This is a genomic window from Runella sp. (assembly GCF_027484545.1).
In the GTDB taxonomy this organism is placed as follows: Bacteria; Bacteroidota; Bacteroidia; order Cytophagales; family Spirosomataceae; genus Runella.
Window position 1 is genome coordinate 1 of record NZ_JAIXST010000062.1, and the last position, 17,070, is coordinate 17,070.

At 44.0% G+C, this 17,070-nt stretch carries 15 protein-coding genes and 1 pseudogene; 5 read left to right on the top strand and 11 right to left on the bottom strand.

Annotated elements, in window-relative coordinates; translation table 11 throughout:
• The first annotated feature begins 74 nt into the window (after nt 1–74).
• Nucleotides 75–1,136, top strand: coding sequence for a 2Fe-2S iron-sulfur cluster-binding protein (locus Q0081_RS05680; protein ID WP_409034049.1), 1,062 nt, complete (start codon nt 75–77; stop codon nt 1,134–1,136).
• A 150-nt stretch (nt 1,137–1,286) separates the two neighbouring features.
• On the top strand, nt 1,287–1,733 hold the full coding sequence (locus tag Q0081_RS05685) for a GNAT family N-acetyltransferase (protein ID WP_298350221.1): 447 nt from the start codon (nt 1,287–1,289) through the stop codon (nt 1,731–1,733).
• Here the strand turns inward: Q0081_RS05685 and Q0081_RS05690 are convergent.
• The 6 genes and pseudogenes from Q0081_RS05690 to Q0081_RS31815 all read right to left on the bottom strand — a co-directional run bounded on the left by Q0081_RS05690 (nt 1,730) and on the right by Q0081_RS31815 (nt 6,461).
• Nucleotides 1,730–2,545 carry a DKNYY domain-containing protein gene (locus Q0081_RS05690; protein ID WP_298350222.1) on the bottom strand — a complete coding sequence of 272 codons (816 nt, stop codon included), beginning with the start codon at nt 2,543–2,545 and terminating at the stop codon, nt 1,730–1,732. The two genes, Q0081_RS05685 and Q0081_RS05690, sit on opposite strands and share 4 nt — an antisense overlap.
• Before the next feature lie 7 nt (nt 2,546–2,552).
• A complete protein-coding gene (locus Q0081_RS05695; RefSeq protein WP_298350223.1) occupies nt 2,553–2,936 on the bottom strand; it encodes a hypothetical protein in 384 nt (127 codons plus the stop codon).
• A gap of 147 nt (nt 2,937–3,083) precedes the next feature.
• Nucleotides 3,084–3,977 carry a DUF2207 family protein gene (locus Q0081_RS05700; RefSeq protein ID WP_409034048.1) on the bottom strand — a complete coding sequence of 298 codons (894 nt, stop codon included), beginning with the start codon at nt 3,975–3,977 and terminating at the stop codon, nt 3,084–3,086.
• Nucleotides 3,946–5,442, bottom strand: a complete 1,497-nt coding sequence (locus Q0081_RS05705) for a DUF2207 domain-containing protein (RefSeq protein ID WP_298350224.1) — start codon at nt 5,440–5,442, stop codon at nt 3,946–3,948. Before Q0081_RS05705 ends, Q0081_RS05700 begins: the two co-directional genes overlap by 32 nt.
• Before the next feature lie 15 nt (nt 5,443–5,457).
• Nucleotides 5,458–6,018, bottom strand: a complete 561-nt coding sequence (locus tag Q0081_RS05710; protein WP_298350225.1) for a LemA family protein — start codon at nt 6,016–6,018, stop codon at nt 5,458–5,460.
• A gap of 123 nt (nt 6,019–6,141) precedes the next feature.
• Nucleotides 6,142–6,461, bottom strand: a pseudogene (locus tag Q0081_RS31815) (DUF3574 domain-containing protein).
• Between Q0081_RS31815 and Q0081_RS05720 the strand changes: the two are divergent.
• On the top strand, nt 6,388–6,711 hold the full coding sequence (locus Q0081_RS05720; protein WP_298350227.1) for a hypothetical protein: 324 nt from the start codon (nt 6,388–6,390) through the stop codon (nt 6,709–6,711). The pseudogene Q0081_RS31815 and the gene Q0081_RS05720 sit on opposite strands and share 74 nt — an antisense overlap.
• Before the next feature lie 73 nt (nt 6,712–6,784).
• Here Q0081_RS05720 and htpG read toward each other — a convergent pair whose 3' ends face one another.
• Together htpG and Q0081_RS05730 are read right to left on the bottom strand one after the other, a co-directional pair.
• A complete protein-coding gene (gene htpG, locus Q0081_RS05725) occupies nt 6,785–8,617 on the bottom strand; it encodes a molecular chaperone HtpG (RefSeq protein ID WP_298350228.1) in 1,833 nt (610 codons plus the stop codon).
• A gap of 320 nt (nt 8,618–8,937) precedes the next feature.
• Complete coding sequence (locus Q0081_RS05730; RefSeq protein ID WP_298350230.1) at nt 8,938–10,191, bottom strand: OmpA family protein; 1,254 nt, start codon at nt 10,189–10,191, stop codon at nt 8,938–8,940.
• Between the two features lie 354 nt (nt 10,192–10,545).
• Between Q0081_RS05730 and Q0081_RS05735 the strand changes: the two genes are divergently transcribed.
• Complete coding sequence (locus tag Q0081_RS05735; protein ID WP_298350232.1) at nt 10,546–11,556, top strand: NAD-dependent epimerase/dehydratase family protein; 1,011 nt, start codon at nt 10,546–10,548, stop codon at nt 11,554–11,556.
• Nucleotides 11,557–11,661: 105 nt separating this feature from the next.
• Here the strand turns inward: Q0081_RS05735 and ettA are convergent, their stop codons facing one another.
• A complete protein-coding gene (gene ettA, locus Q0081_RS05740) occupies nt 11,662–13,332 on the bottom strand; it encodes an energy-dependent translational throttle protein EttA (RefSeq protein ID WP_298350234.1) in 1,671 nt (556 codons plus the stop codon).
• Nucleotides 13,333–13,411: 79 nt separating this feature from the next.
• Here ettA and Q0081_RS05745 point away from each other — a divergent pair, with 79 nt between their 5' ends.
• Nucleotides 13,412–14,680 carry a DUF349 domain-containing protein gene (locus Q0081_RS05745; protein ID WP_298350236.1) on the top strand — a complete coding sequence of 423 codons (1,269 nt, stop codon included), beginning with the start codon at nt 13,412–13,414 and terminating at the stop codon, nt 14,678–14,680.
• 163 nt (nt 14,681–14,843) lie between these two features.
• Here the strand turns inward: Q0081_RS05745 and Q0081_RS05750 are convergent, their stop codons facing one another.
• Nucleotides 14,844–16,037 (bottom strand): S9 family peptidase, encoded by a 1,194-nt coding sequence (locus tag Q0081_RS05750; protein WP_298350238.1) that lies wholly within the window; start codon nt 16,035–16,037, stop codon nt 14,844–14,846.
• Nucleotides 16,038–16,104: 67 nt separating this feature from the next.
• Nucleotides 16,105–17,070: DUF3748 domain-containing protein (locus Q0081_RS05755; protein WP_298350240.1), on the bottom strand; the 966-nt coding region annotated here is incomplete at its 5' end.

Sequence of the window (17,070 nt, forward strand, 5' to 3'; positions counted from 1 at the left end):
AAACAAATCGTAATTTTGGGGTGTTAAAAAGATACCTGTGAGATTTCGTAAACCTCACAGGTCTTAAAATTAGAATTATGAAGCATTTTCATCTTAAAGTAAAAGAAGTAATCCAAGAAACGCCGGAGGCCGTGACCATTGCGTTTTGGCATCCGTTGAGTGAAATGATCAAGTATCAGGCAGGGCAGTTTTTGACCTTGCTGCTGACCATAGATGGCGAAAAAGTACGACGCTCGTATTCGATGAGCAGTTCACCCCATACCGATACAGCTCCCGCCGTAACCATCAAGCGCGTACCGGGTGGATTGGTGTCTAATTGGTTGGTTGACAAGGTGAAAGTAGGAGATTCGATTGAGGTGCTGGAACCTACGGGTCATTTTATGGTACAGCCCGACGCCCGTAATGCCCGCACCGTAGTGCTGATAGGAGCGGGGAGTGGTATCACGCCTCTGATTTCGATTGCCAAATCAATTCTGAAAATAGAAGCGGAAAGCCGCGTGATATTGCTTTACGGAAATCGGGACGAAAATACTATTATTTTCAAAAGTAAATTAGACGAACTCGGTGAGCAGTACGGGGAGCGATTAGAAGTTAGATATACCCTGAGTCAGCCGCTGAATGGCTGGACAGGATATACGGGAAGACTCAATCAATCACATATTTTACGGTTATTGGAAGAAATAAAGGGTTTTGTCCCTACCCAAGCCGACTATTTTCTTTGCGGGCCCGATGGTCTGATGGACGAAGCCAAAAATGCGCTGGTAATCCTGAAAGTACCTGCTGAACGAATTCATAAGGAAAGTTTTGTAACGGCTACCGCGCATCATCCCGTACACGAAGTGGAAGATGATGGAAGTCTGAAAACACAGGAAGTAACGGTGTTGTACGAAGGCAGTGAATACAAGTTCATGGTAGAGCCGCATCAGACGATTTTGGAGGCGGCCCTGGAATTAGACATTGATTTGCCTTACTCCTGTCAGGCAGGAATGTGTACGGCTTGTATGGGAAAATGTACGTCCGGAAAAGTGCAGTTGGATGAAGAAGACGGGCTGACCAAAGCCGAATTGGCAGCCGGATTTATTCTGACCTGCGTGGCGCATCCGTTGTCGAAGGATGTAGTTGTTGAAATTGAGTAAACCTATAAAGTCTATTAGTCGTTGCACCGTTAAGACGGGGAGGCCCAGTCCTTATAGGTTTGAAAATTTTGGCACTTTTTTTGCCGATGTTTTGGAAATCTAAAGAGTAACCTTGTTTGATTTAGTGAGTCTAACAAGCTTGATATAAAAATGGAAACCACGCTACGCCCCTACGAACTCAGCGACCGCAACGCTTTGGAAGCAATTTTTTTACTGAATACTCCCAAGTATTTTGCTCCCGAAGAACTGGGCGATTTTTTGGAGTATTTGGATATTTTTGGCGACGACTATGTGGTGGCGGTAGTAGGTAAGCGCGTCGTAGGCGGTGGTGGCTATTGGGTGCGTTCTTTTGACCAACAGGGAGGCCTTTCGTGGGCTTTTGTCCATCCTGATTATCAGGGAACGGGCGTAGGGAAGGAATTGGCATTGTACCGCATTGAACGGATTCGTGAGTCAGGGGTAGCCAAAACCATCATGGTAGAAACTTCCCAACATTCATTTGGTTTTTACGAAAAACTGGGCTTTAAATTGCTGAGTAAACAGTCGGATTACTGGTCTAAAGGCATTGATTTGTACTCGGCCATCTTGGAGCTTTAGAAGGCATATTGGCGAAATTTATCTTCCGCTTTCTCTTTGTCAATCACTCGAAAACTTGGATAATCTGCATTTTTCAGAAGGCTGTCCTGATAGAATACGTGATTTTTGTCTTTGGCGTAGTGGTCATTTAAGGGTTCAAAAGTAGCCGCATCAGCGTGTTTGATTTTCATGTTGTAATAATAAACACTGTTTTTGTCCCTAAAATACGCCCTTGAAAGGGTGCTGTCTATGACTTCAAAAGTAGGTGCATCGGCATTTTCGAGGATTGAATACTCAAAAAAGACGTTATCCGTTGATTTATAAACATTGGGATAACGACTGAGCTGTACAAAACCTTGGGAATGATTTGAAATGAGTTGCTTTTGGTAATACACCCGTTCTCCGTCGGACAAAATGTGAGGCTCAATTTCTTTTACTGAGAGTGGTTTGGCTCCCGGTATTTTTTCATTTTTGAAATAGACCGCGTTTTTGTCTTTGGAATAATATCCATTGATTGCTTCAAAACTTGGTAAATCTACCGTAAAATACAACTGTTGGTAGTACGCGTAATTTTTGTCTTTGGCAAAGTCAGTATTGATTTTCTGAAAAGACGCGTAGTCCGCCTCGCTGATGGGGTATTCACTGTAAGAAATAAACCCCAAAAGCGTATTGCGCCACACTACACGATTTTCTGCAAGTTTGACGTAGCCGTTTTTGGGGCTTTCGGGCTTACTTTTTGTATTGAACAGCTTCACAATAGGATATAAAAACAGACCCGCCAAGATGACGATTGCTCCAACGATTATCAACAATAGAATACCGATAATTTTCATGGATTGTTTAGTCTTCCAACGAAAAAGGCAAATCGTATTCCCGGATGATAGGCTTCGCTTTGCTCCGTACTTTTACTTCGACACGGGCTTTGGGCTTTTCTCCTACCACCAAGTAATTTTTGATGTAGGTGTCTTCGTAGGTAGTCCACGAATTATCAGCAATTAAGTAAGAATCAACCTTTTGCTTTTGGGCTTGGTACGCCCAACGCTCTACGTGAAGCGGTTCAAAATTGACGATGGAGGTGCCTCCGGAAATGGTATACCACACTTGGATTCCCGGCACGCCGCGGTTGCCCATTTCGGTGTTGTGCTCTACGTAAATGCGTAGAATCCCGTTGTCTTCGAGGTCGCGGACTTCAAATTCGTCTACTTTGGTTTTGATGTTTGACATTGTAAGTAAATGAGCGAATTAGTGATTTAGTGAGCGGGTCGCCGCTGCGATTAGTGAATAAATATTTGATAATCAGAGATTGATACAACCTCATTTAATTTTGCTTAACAGCTTATTCGTTTTTTTATTCCCGTACTAATCAATTACTTACCAGCTACCACCACCGCCGCCGCCAAATCCTCCGCCGCTTGAACTGCTGCCACCGCTGCTGCCGCTTTTGGAAGGAGCACTCGTGAACGTACTTCCCATGGTTTTGGATGCATCACTGAACCGTCGCGTAAACTGAGAATATGACAACCCATTGACGTTGGAATGGTACCAAGTCGGTGGCGGAACATTCAATTTTTCAAATTTGTCAGACCAATTGTCGGTCATACCGAAGACCATGGCATAGGGGAGGGATTTGTCAAAATAATGCGGATCTTCTTTGATCAATTGTTCAAGTCGAGGTAATTCTACCGTTTGCATAAACATTCGATAACCCGCCAGTTTTTGGTAAATTTCCACTCCCAATACTGATTTTTTAGGCATTTGGAAGCCGACAACTACCATTCCTGTGCCAAGTAGTAGTGAACTTAGGCCCGTTTCCATGGAAAAGAAACTGAGCAAATAGATATCGACGGAAATGGTTACCATCATGATGGAGAAAAATATAACGGCAAAACCTAAGATAATCATGGCACGTCCTGCTTCAATTCCCTTGCCTTCGTAGTGCTTATTGGCTTTGACTTTCTGACTTAAAAGCTCTTTCACGGCACCCATGGTTCTATAAAAAGAAAGTTGGAGGGAGGATAGCAGCACTTCCTGCCGATAATAGAAAAGTCCGTCAAAGAGTTTTTGTTCATAACTCGGAACGTTGCTTTCGAGAGGTTTGAGCTGAATAAACTTGTAATCAATGTCTTTTAGAAGCCCCAGCATTTTTGTCGTTTCTACTTCTTCAATTCTGATGATTCCCTTTGAGGCCCAATAAGGAATCAAAGAAATAATATCCCGTTCGTGAAGTTTGTCGTCAATCAAAACACCTGCTTCGGCGGGAGTCATGTCTTGAGGAGGGTAGTACTGCGGCGTAATCGTGATGGTCTTTTTTGTACCATATCCAAATGACGAACAGCAATAGCAATAGTGGATAAAACAGCCAATCGTTGTTCATCCACCAACGCTGTAATGAAGTTCCCAAAGAGGGTGACTGAACAGCGTGATTGGGAATGCTGACCGAAGGCTGATAAAAATTGTCTTTTCCGGAAACGGGTGTTTTAGATTCAATAATAATGTCATTTCCTTCGGTCCGAGACGTTAGGTTTTGACCGTTGAATGACGATTGAACATTGGCCTGCCATTTGGTCATTGTGGCCGATAGGGGCAGAGTGATTGTCGTTTTTGACGAAAGAATGGGTTCACCCAAAAAGTAATTATTGTTTCTGAAAAGCAGACGTGAATAGTCGGCATTGTCAGCATCAGCGATGATATTTCCTTTGAGGGTATAGTTTAATTGCACATGGCGCTCGTCACCAGCATTTACATTCTCAAAATGGATAGTAAATGGGTCATCGGCATCCTGAGTGCCTCCCTGCCACTTCACATTTTCAATCGGATAATAGGTATGATCATTGAGCCATCTTCCCGAAATTCCAAAGCTTCTTTCGGCATCAAAATTCTCAATATCAAGCTTTATGCTATGGACTGTATTGATGAATTTCAAGTCGGCAGTGAGCGTTACGTCGGTGGAACCGTCTTTGTTGAGAGTATAGTGCGTGTCGTAATTTTTGACCACAAATCGTTTGGCTAAGAAAGATTCATCCCCTTTTTCGTAAGGAATAAAGTCCTTGGGTAAAAATAAATTGACCGTCCAGGCTTCCTGTTGCTCAAGGGGTTGTGTGATAGAGCCTTTGAGGGTGCGCTCGTTTAGCCAAGTTGACTGTGCATTGTTGTTCGTACTTCCTGCGCTGCCCGTAAAAGTAGTATAAGTAATGGGTTGCGTATCGGTTTGTGGTTTGGGGAAGTGGATCGTGTACGTCGCTTTTTCAATTCGTGCTTTCCAATATTCGCCAATCAGATTCCAGTGCAATTCGCTGTGGTTGTCATAAAAGGCAACAATGTTATCTACCTCGTATTCAATAATGTATTGCTGATTTCCCTCTACCGTTTCATCGGCATCCCCGATTTTTATGCGCAGATAATTGTCCTGTGGGTCGAGTTTATAAGGATGCTTGTGTACTTTAATACCGCTGATGGGCATCGTAAGCAAGTCATTTTGAAGCAATTTGTACCTCGCTTTTTCAAGATTCGGCTGAAAATCAATGGTGTAGCGGGTCGGTATATCTTTGTAAATTCCGTGTTTGGCTTTGGTGAAAAACACATCAATCGTTTCTTTGATTTTCAACGCCCCATTGTCTTTAAGAGTAATGTCTATATCGTAATTTTTGATGTCAAAGTCTTGGGCAAAAACTGAAATACCGGTCAAAAAAAAGAGGAATACGATAAGGGCGGAGTTCTTGGAAAATTTCATGACGATTAGAATTCTTTAAAATGAAATCTTTACATTTTTGGCTTCTTCGGCGCTTTCCAGTTCAAAAAAGGGCTTTTTTACAAAATTAAATAGGCTAGCAATCAGTACAGAAGGAAAGGTGTCACACTTGGTATTGTAGTCACGTACGGTGGCGTTGTAGTAGCGACGACTGTTTTGGAGGTCACCCTCAATTTCTCCCATTGTCTTTTGTAATTCAATGAAGTTTTGGTTGGCTTTCAGGTCGGGATAATTTTCTGCCAACGCAAAAATTCCTTTGATGCCTTGAGCTAACGTCGAATTGGCCTGTGATTGCGCGTCGATGTCAAAAGGAGAAACACTGATGGCATTATTTCGCAGTTCAATGACTCGGGCTAAGGTGTCTTTTTCGTGGGTTACGTAGCCTTTGACCGTTTCCACTAAGTTAGGAATCAAGTCAAATCTACGTTTTAGCTGAACCGAAATGCCGCTCCAGGCTTCACTGACCAGTGTACGAAATCTGACCAAGCTGTTGTAAGCAAAAATCGTCCAGATGCCTGTCAATCCAACGATGATTAAGATAATGTAAAAGGGATTCATGTCAATAGTAGGTTAAGTGATGAATTAGTCGTTAATGATTATTCTTTTACGAATTTGATTTTTTCAGAAAGCTACTTTCAATTGCTCATCTACGCGCATGACTGCTTCCTGTTGGTACTGTTTTTAGTACTTCTCACGGATGATTTCAATTTTCTTCGAGCGTTCGGGTGTAAGTTTTGACAGGACAATCAAAATTTTTGACGGTTCCAAAACCAATTGCCCATTGTGCCCCAGCCATTGCCCTTAATAATCGTTGAACCTTCCGTAACTATTTTTGCAATGACCGTGTCAGCAAAAGCCTGAAACGACCCTTCCGAAACGCGGCTTCCATCGGGTTTGGAAAGGCCGAAATACAGTTTGGTTTTGGTCATGTTTTCTCCTCTGAAAACCGTACAGGCACTGAAACAGAAAAATACACAAAGGATTAAGATTTTGGAAAACATGTTGATAAAATTAGGCTTAAATGAATGGCTGTTATTGAGTTTGTCTGAATGGACACCACAAAAGTGCATGGCCGAAGCAACGGAAAAAAAAGTAAAAAAGGGAAGCGTAGGAAGCGATTACTTAAGCGTCGAAAAAGCCTACTTAAGCGTTTCGGTTTGGAATGAAATAAAAACAAAAAGCCCTCCTTTGGACGTACCAAAGGAGGGCTTAAACCTCACGGCAGCGGCCGACCGCTCCCTCAACCGATAAATCGTCCTCGTATCCCTCTCCAATTTGGAGAGGGGTCGCCGAAGGCGGGGGAGAGGCTCTGAGGGGTAAGAAGTTACAACCGAGCGGCCGCTTGCTGAACAAACGCCGTCAGTTCACTTCCTGACAACATACCTTGTGCCAGCAATGCCAAGTTATACGCATGACGAATCAATTGTTTTTGCTCGTCTTCACCGGCTTTTAGGATTTTTTGAGTCACGGGGTGATTGGCGTTGATAGCAACGTTGAGCATCGTAGGCATATCACCAAACATAGATTTTTGGCCCGAAGTTGCTGCCATGTCGTTCATACGACGAATAAACTCGGGAATCGTAATCACAATCGGGAGTTCATCGGTTGGCATAGGCTCTACGCTGATGGTCAACTTAGGAGCGCCACCAAGCGTTTCTTCAAACAGCTTTTTGGTTTTCTCTTCGTCGTCTTTGGAAAGAACGCTTTCGAGTTTGATTTCTTTCTCAATGAGTTTATCCAACGTATCGGCATCTACCCGCTTGATGCTCGTTTTTTCGAGTTTGTACTCGATGCCGTTGATAAAGTGAGGGTCAATGACGCTGTCGAACACCAATACATCATAACCGCGTTTTTGCGCCGATTGGATGTAAGCATCCTGTTTTTGAACATCGCTTGCGTACAACCAAACTACTTTTTCGTCTTTGTCCGTTTGATTCTCTTTGATTTTAGCGGTGTATTCATCAAACGTAAAGTGCTTGCCTTCAATGTTTTTGACAAGGCAATATTCCTTGGCTTTTTCGCTGAATTTATCATCCGAAATCATACCGTATTTGACAAAAAGTCCGATATCGTCAAATTTCTTCTCGTAGCTTTCGCGGTCGTTGCGGAAAATATCGGCGAGTTTATCGGCTACTTTACGCGTGATGTAGCCACTGATTTTCTTCACGTTGCTGTCTGACTGCAAGTAACTGCGCGATACGTTGAGCGGTATATCTGGCGAGTCAATAATACCGTGAAGAAGCGTCAAAAAGTCAGGAACTACGTCTTTAACTTCGTCCGTAATAAATACCTGACGGCTGTATAATTGAATTTTTTCTCTTTTCGCTGAGAAGTCATTTTTGAGTTTTGGAAAATACAAAACCCCGGTCAGGTTGAACGGATAATCCACATTGAGGTGAATCCAGAACAACGGATCTTCGCTCATGGGATGCAATTCTTTATAGAACGCCAGGTAATCTTCGTCTTTAAGTTCAGAAGGTTGCTTGGTCCAAATCGGATTGGGATTGTTGATGATTTTTTCGTCAAACTCAATCTCTACTGGCAGGAATTTGCCGTATTTTTCCAAGATGTCAGAAAGTCGGTATTTCTGCAAAAATTCTTCTGAATCTTCGGCAATGTGAAGGATGATGTCGGTACCTCGGTCGGTTTTGTCAGCGGCTTCAATCGTAAACTCAGTGCTGCCATCGCATACCCAACGGGCGGCTTCGCTGCCTTCTTTGTACGATTTAGTGATGATTTCTACCTCTTTGGCCACCATGAAAGAGGAGTAAAAGCCCAATCCGAAGTTTCCGATGATGTTGCCGCGCGTATCTTCTTTCTCTTTGTATTTTTCAACAAACTCAGCCGCGCCCGAAAACGCAATCTGATTGATGTATTTCTTGATTTCGTCGGCAGTCATCCCGATGCCTCGGTCGCTGATAGTGATTGTTTTGGCGGTTTCGTCCACTTTTACGGTCACCTTCAATTCGCCCAATTCGTCGCTGAACTCCCCAAAACTGGCTAATTTTTTGAGTTTTTGGGTAGCATCTACGGCATTGGAGACCAACTCACGCAAAAAGATTTCGTGGTCTGAATAGAGGAATTTTTTGATAATCGGAAAAATGTTGTCGGTATGAATTGACAACTGCCCTTTTTCGGCCTGTACGCTTGCTTCCATAAATCTATAGTACTGTTTAAAACTAATTGTGAATTACGAGGCCGCCCGTGCGGTGAATTGTGATTGAGTGAATCAGTAAATAGGCAGTCACTACAAGCTGTATATGCTTAGTTACTTTGTATTTTTGGTTTACCTGCTTACTGTAACCCTGCTATTGCCTACTTATCAAAACCCATTCCATCAGTGCTTAATCTGACATATTGGCAAAAAATAAAGCTGTCAGGCTTTCAAAACCTGACAGCTTTAACGTATTGTTTAACTGTAAACCGCTTGGCCCCGGCCGTTGCGGGACCCGTGCCTACCGTAAACTGTGGATAGGGTTATTTCTGCACAAATTTCACCCATACTTCGCGCATAGCCGTTTGTTTACGGCCTGTGGTGTCTTTGGGGTTGATACCCGTACCACGGCCTTCGGCATCTACACGGATGTAGCTGATACCTGCTTTCACAAAGGCATCTTTAAGGGCAAATGCCCGTTTGACCGACAAGGTTTTGTTAGTCAACGGTGCTTGGGCATCGTTGGCATAACCTACGAGTTTAATTTGAGCATTTGGATATTTTTTGAGTAGGTCGGCCAATGCCTGTACTGCGTCGTTGGAAGTAGCTTTCAATTGAGTGGTGTTGTCCTCGAAGTCTACATTGTCAAACTTAAATAATTTCCCTTTTATCGCAGCGGCATCATCCAAATAAGCGACCATCGGACCAGCGGTTGACGTTGTAGGGGTAAGAGCCGCCGGTATTTCTTTGGTGGTTGTATCTTTTGCGATGGGCTCTTGAATGGTCCTGGCTTCGGTCATTGTGGAGTCCGTTTCCGAATCTGAAGTATCTAACTCACGTTGGTTCCAAAAATAAACCCCGGCGGCTATCACCCCTATCACCAAAGCACCTATGCCTGTCCATTTGAGATAAGGACGATAATCGGTTTGTGATTGATCCATCTCTACCCCAACCAAAAAAGGCTTGGAAGCGGGTGCTCCTTCGATTCCTTTGGGAAGCGCTCCGGAGTGTTCGGTGCGCGGTACAGAAAAATTTTGGAGTAAATACTGGATACCAATGCTTTCGATGAGTTTATCGTTGATTTCAGGCACTGTATTAAGCAATCCTTCGCGTTGGTCTCCCAAATAAGCGGCCAGAGATTCGGCGTCTAAGCGTTTTTCGCTGACTTTGCGTTTTAATATCGACATCACTATCGCTACCATTATTCCACAAAGCGAAGATGAGAGCGAACTGCGCGTACCGGCATATTTGGCTACCATGCTGCTTACTGAACTTTTCAGACCGGGCAACACGGTATTAAAGTCTTTTTCTCCTATCGCTTTCAGAGCATCAACCTCCGCTTGATTTTTGAAAACTTTACTCAACTGTTCAGGTTCAAATTCAATTTTTTGAACTTGGTTAAATACCAATTTCATGCCTGATTCAGTCGTAACTCGTTTTATCAATCCTCCGACAATGGACGCTCCCAAGGCGTCAAATGCTTTTTGGATTTTTTCGGGTTTTTCGTCGTTTTGTGTCGCAATTTGACCTATCAACCCCTCAGTCAAAGCCTCCTTCAAAGATGCAAATAAGTCCATCGTTCAATATTTTGTTATGAGTTAAGGTGGGGCCGCCCGTCGCGGGCCCCCCATGCGGTGAAAAATCAAGGCATAAAAAATGATTAAGTACAATTTTTACCCTTTAATTTTTGCCTTTTACTATGGTTCCCATTGAAAACAGGGCGGAAAGTTAGTTAATAGTTAATAGTCCACAGCCCACAGCCCACAGTTTTTTTATTATCCCCAACGGCAACGCTCTGTATTCCTCAACAGACTATATGACATTTAGGTACACTTTTCAATTGCCTTTGTAGAATCTTTGATAACCATGGAATCTTAGTTGTCAATGTGCTTACCTTTGCAAAAATTAAAATTAACCAAACGCGTACATTTTTGAAACTCTCCACTCATTCTCCCATTTTGGTAACCGGGGCCAATGGCCTGATCGGAAGTACACTCATTCGGCATTTATTGGCAGAAGGGCATTCCATTCGCGGATTAAAGCGGGTTGACAGCGACCTGAGTTTGCTCAACGACATTCATGAAAAAATAGAATGGATAGAGGGGGATGTATTGGATGTTTTATCGTTGGAAAAAGCTTTTGAGGGAATTACCCATGTGATACATACGGCAGCGGTGGTATCGTTTGTACCGCGCGACCGCGACCAAATATACGAAATCAACGTAGGCGGCACGGCCAATATTGTGAATGCAGCTTTAAACTCAAAGGTTCAGAAACTCGCGTTTGTCAGTTCGGTAGCCGCTTTGGGCCGCCCCGACCCGCGCACTATTGTTGTCGATAAACCTACCATTATCACGGAAGACCAAAAATGGGAAGAATCGCCTTTGAACTCCCATTATGGTAAAAGTAAATACCTGGCTGAACTGGAAGTATGGCGCGGCGTGGCCGAGGGACTCAATGCGATTGTGGTAAATCCAAGCATGGTGTTGGGTGAGGGTGACTGGACACGAAGCAGTACGCAGTTGTTCAAATATGTAAATGATGAGAATACTTACTATACCGAAGGCCTCATCAACTACGTGGATGTACAGGATGTAGCGGCTATTGTTACAAAACTCCTGTTTTCAGAGATTAAAAACGAACGCTACATCGTAAGTGGAGGACACGTAACGTATAAAGAGTTATTTGAAAAAATGGCTGCGGGTTTTGGTAAAAAAGCCCCTTCAAAAAAAATAGCTCCGTTCTTGGCAGAAATCGTTTGGCGAGTCGAAGCTTTCCGTTCGTGGCTCACGGGCAGTCGGCCGCTGATAACGAAAGAAACGGCCAAGACATCCCGTACCCAATTTATTTATGATGGGAAAAAAGTAAAAAAGGCACTGGGCTTTGACTATAAACCACTCGATGAAACAGTGAAACGTGTGTGTGTGGCGTTGAAGAAATGAGTAGTTATTTTGGAACACAGATGAAACAGATAGAACGGATTTGCACGGATAAAATCTGTTTCAATCCGTTACATCCGTTCAATCTGTGTTCTATTGTAAAATCCTCTATGCCATCAATTTCTTGTATTTAATCCGTTTGGGCGTAGCGTCGGTGCCGAGGCGCTTGCGACGGTTTTCTTCATAGTCTGAGAAGTTTCCTTCAAACCAATACACCTGCGAATCGCCTTCAAAAGCCAGAATGTGCGTACAAAGACGGTCTAAGAACCAACGGTCGTGGGAGATGATAACAGCACAACCCGCAAAGTTTTCAAGGCCTTCTTCCAATGACCGCAACGTGTTAACGTCCAAGTCGTTGGTAGGCTCATCGAGCAACAGCACGTTGCCGCCTTCTTTGAGCATCATCGCTAAGTGAACGCGGTTCCGTTCTCCACCCGAAAGATTGCCGATTTTCTTTTCCTGATCGCTTCCCGTAAAGTTAAAACGACTTACGTAAGCGCGGGCGTTCGACTGTTTTCCGCCGAGAATAATCCATTCGTTGCCCTCCGAAATCTGCTGATACACCGTTTTGTTTGGGTCGAGCTGATTGTGTTCCTGATCGGCGTAGGCGATTTGTACCGTATCACCAATCGTAATGTTGCCGCTATCAGGGTTTTCCTGCTTGGTAATGAGCTTGAAAAGGGTGGATTTTCCGGCACCGTTGGGCCCGATAATGCCTACAATCCCCGCAGGTGGCAGCGAAAATGTCAAATTCTCAAATAAAAGTTTATCACCGAAAGCTTTGGAAACAATTTCCATTTCAATGACTTTATTTCCCAAACGCGGCCCCGACGGAATGTATAACTCCAATCGTTCGTCCTTCTGTTTGCTGTCTTCATCCAATAGCTTTTCATAAGCACTCAAACGAGCCTTTGATTTTGCCTGACGGGCTTTCGGGGCCATCCGTACCCATTCCAATTCGCGTTGAAGGGTCTTTTGACGCTTGGATTCCTGCTTTTCTTCTTTCGCTAACCGGTTTTGTTTCTGTTCCAACCAGGATGAATAATTGCCTTTCCAGGGAATTCCTTCACCACGGTCCAATTCAAGAATCCAGCCCGCTACGTTGTCTAAGAAATAACGGTCGTGGGTGACGGCAATGACCGTTCCTTCGTACTGACGCAAGTGCTCTTCCAACCACAGTACCGACTCGGCATCCAAGTGGTTGGTAGGCTCATCCAGAAGAAGTACATCGGGTTTCTGGAGTAATAAACGACAAAGGGCTACGCGACGTTTTTCTCCTCCCGACAGATTGCCAATGATGGCATCCGAAGGCGGACACCGTAACGCATCCATGGCGCGTTCGAGTTTGCTGTCCAAATCCCAGGCATCTAAAGCGTCTAATTTTTCCTGAACTTCGCCCTGACGCTCCAATAATTTATCAAAATCAGCATCCGGATCGCCAAAAGCTTCATTAATTTGGTCAAATTCCTTCAATAAATCGACTACTTCCTGCGTTCCTTCCTGTACAATGTCGAGTACAGTTTTGGTAGGATCAAGTTTAGGTTCCTGTTCGAGCATCCCAACGGTATAGCCCGGTGAAAAGACGACGTCGCCCGTATAGTTTTTATCTATGCCCGCTATGATGCGCAAAAGAGTAGATTTTCCTGAGCCATTTAAACCTAAAACTCCTATCTTAGCACCATAGAAAAACGATAGATAAATGTTCTTGATGATTTGCCGATTAGGGGGAATTACTTTACTTACCCTCGACATTGAGAAAATAATAGTTTCGTTACTCATTTTTCGTTTATTTTGTGGTGGCAAATATCGTATAATTGCCCACCAAAACCTTCAAAGCAGATAAAAAAGTAAACCAGTGATGGAAAACGCCACCTTAATGGACGAATACGGCTATGTCTCAGACGGCAAGGTATTCTTAAAAGGGTATTTAGGGAACCCAGATCGCCAAATCGGCGAAGTAAAACGCACCGAACAGGAAGCCATTGATTACTTCAAAAATCGTTTCAATATCGCTTCCAGCAAAGTTGAACAATTAGAAAAAGATGTAGAAGAAGCCCAAAATAAGGGCTCTTACCTGACAAAATTGGTACAGTTACGCAAAAAACTGCTCAGTTTTGACGGACTCGGTGATTTTGTCCCGCTCTTAGAGCGTTTGGACAAATTGGAGGTAGCCTTGGAAGATTTGATAAAAGTCAACCAAGAGAAAAATCTGGAAATCAAACGGGCGCTCTTGGAAGAAACTCGGGCAGTAACGGTCAAAAATGATGATTGGCAGGCCGCTACCGACGAACTTCAGGAAATCAAATCGAAATGGATTCGGACAGGTCCGGTTGATAAAGAATTTCACGAAGAGGTGGAAGGTACTTTTCAGTTGTTGTTAGATACTTTCTTCGAGCAACGTCGTGACTTCTTCTCGGATTTGAACAGAACCATTGCCGACCGAATTGAACGATATACGGAACTGATTGCCAAATCGGATATGCTGGTGCGGATGTATGACGTGGAAGAAGCCCGTCGTCAGCTGCGCCAAATTCAGATGGAATGGAAAGAAGTGGGAGAAATTCCGGTGAAACGTTCCGCCAAAATGTATAAACAATTTAAGCGCTCCAATCAGCGTATTGTTGATAAATACAACCGCGTCAAAGGGATTGTCGTACAAACCTACGAAAACCCATTGGTGACCAAACAACGCGAAATGTGCCGCGAAGCTGAGCAATTGGCGCGTTCGAGCGATATTATCCAAGCGGCAGATCAGGCTAAAGTATTACTTAATCAGTGGAAAGAAATCCGCCTTCCACCCCGTGTGGGAGACAAAAACGTGGCGGAACGTTTCCGTTCGGCCTGCGACAAGATATTTGAGTTGAGTTATTTGGCGCGGGTAATTACGCGTAAATATCCTGCCTTTGAAATTCGCTCATTGGAAGATCAAGTCAACATAAAAACCCGCGAAATGGAGTGGCTTATCAAGCGCGAAAAAGCGGATTTGGAAGTGACCATCGCCAGTGCGCAAAATATGCCCGCTGACCCTGAAGCCGAGCGCCAATTGATGGGTAAAATCAACATTCAACGTCGTAAAATTACGATGAAGGAGAAAATTTTAGAAGAATTCAAAGCGCAGGTAAAGTAGGGAGGAAGTTAAAAAGTTATCGCACGGGCGACCCCGCCGTTATCCGTTAATAGTTATTTGAAGTAGAAAACCTACTAACTGATAACTGTTAACGGATAACGGTTTTTACTGCTGAATTAAACAATTAGCCATTAACTGATAACGGTTAACAGATAACACTCCATTACTGTATAGAAGAGAAGAACTGATACGTACCCAACAGGAAATCCTGAATGGCGGTGCCGTGGTCTTTGCCCGGAATCGGGATAAGTTCGACATTCGTTGCACCACGCGCTTTCATGGCATTCACTGCATTTTGAGAGTTGAAATAGAAAACCAGTTGGTCAGCCGTACCGTGGTAAAGACGGGTCGGGGTTTTGGGTTTCCAATCGAAAACGTCATTGTCTTTCACTGCATTCAGAAATCCGGTATCGGTGCCGTCGGCAATTCCTTTCACAAAAGCATCCGTAAAAATGGTATTGAAACTTACGTTGATGCTTGCGTTTTCTTTTTGTGATTGAATTGGAGTCAAATAAGGTTCTTTAAAATAAGTGGAAAGCGTTCGATTCAAACCGTAAATGCGGTCGTACGTAAGCAGAGTCCAGAGATATAATTGATTTGAACTTACGGCACCTCCCGTTTTGGTACTGATTAAGTATTTCATAAAGGCCGTTTTGTCATAAGCACCGGCTCCGCAACTGGATGCTTTGAGATTAAATTCGCTGCCAGTTTCTTCTTCAATTTTCTTTTGTAACGACATCGTAGCAAATCCTCCCGCTGAATAGCCGGCAATGTAAAGCCGTTCATCCCAACTGACTTTTTGTTCCTTTACAAATTCCTTAGAAGCTCGTATCATGTCCAAAGAGGCCGAGGCCAAGCTTGCCCGGTGCTCATACGGATGCGGAACGCTATTGGAAGCACCGTAACCAATGTAATCGGGATAGGAAATGATGTAACCCAATGAAGCAAAGAGCGAGCCTGCAATGTTGGCTTCGCTGTTGGTGCCAAAATAGGAAGGTGCCTCCTGATCGGTGCGAATGGTGCCGTGTTGGATGCTTATCATGGCCGAGGCAGTGGTTTTGACGGGGTAAATCAAGGCACCCGATGCCTGAATTTCTTTTCCGTCAATAGTTTTGGTTTTATAGATAAGCTTATACACCTTGATACCATTTTGGAGAAAAGGAGCAATTTGCCCCAAAGTAGGATCTCCTGCTATGATTCGTTGGCTCAATTGATCTTTCGTAAATTCGCCAATGAGCGCACTGCTAACCAGATATTGATTTGCTGCAGGTGTTGGGTCAGTGCTTTTATTGCAACCACTGACAAATACCGCTATAACAAGGAAAAGAGCGTAAAAACGTTGTTGGATGGGTTTCATACGTAATGGACTGAAAACGTTGGTTATGTTCCTTAGCTAAACGAAGAAATGACCCTTAAAGTTGCCTTTATTTTTCAATAACCGGAGGCTTTACAATGAATATTTGTTTGGATTTTCCCGTTTTTTCATCGGTTATGATTCGATTAAAGGCCAGCGTCCTGTCATCATGTGACCAAACGAGATTGGAAGGGGAGTTTTCGGTTGGTTTGGTGAGTAACTGAAAGCGACTTTCAAAGGGTTCATTGCCGATTTTGCATACTACGATACTGCCCTCCCATACATAGCTAATCTGCTTACCATCAGGACGCCAACGTACGCTTCCTTCCACATTTTTGTCATGAAAAGTGAGTTGTGTAGCCACACCACCGCTGGGAGAAATGGCGAAAATCTGTTGAATTCCGTGGGCATCTTTGGCTAAAAATGCAAGTAAACTACCGTCAAAAGACGAGCGCACAATACCGACGCAGCCTGCTTGTGATGCATTGGCGGTAAAAGTGAGCCGGCGCTGAGCCGTGCCTTTGGGAGGCATCGGGAAAGTGGTGTCAGTTCCTTCCAAGGGTCCAAATTCGCCGGGGATAGTGATGTCGGTTGGGATATCTACGATGAATACTTCATCCACCTCTTTGCCGTTTTTGTTTTTTACTTTTCCGATAAAAGCCCGCGCTATTTGGCGTGTTCCGTCGGGCTTTACATATCCATCTGTACCTACCCAACTGTCTCCCGCCGCGTGGCTGATTTCGTCGGAACCGGGTTTGGGAGTGGGCGTTACCCGAACCACCAAAGCACTGAACCATTCGCCCGAAACATTATCGCCTTGGGCATCTTTTTCCAAGAAAACAGGATTGTTTCTTTTGGAAACACCAATGGTGCGAAGGTTGTGTTTTTCGCCCGTTTTGTCTTCCAATGCCTTCAAAACAGCGTCGTTATAGGTGTAGCCAATCCATTGCCCGTCGCCACTCCACTCGTGTCGGTGCGTGCCGCCGCGTAAGGCCCCTTTGGTATAAGGTGGGGTAATGTCGCGGGCATCCATAAA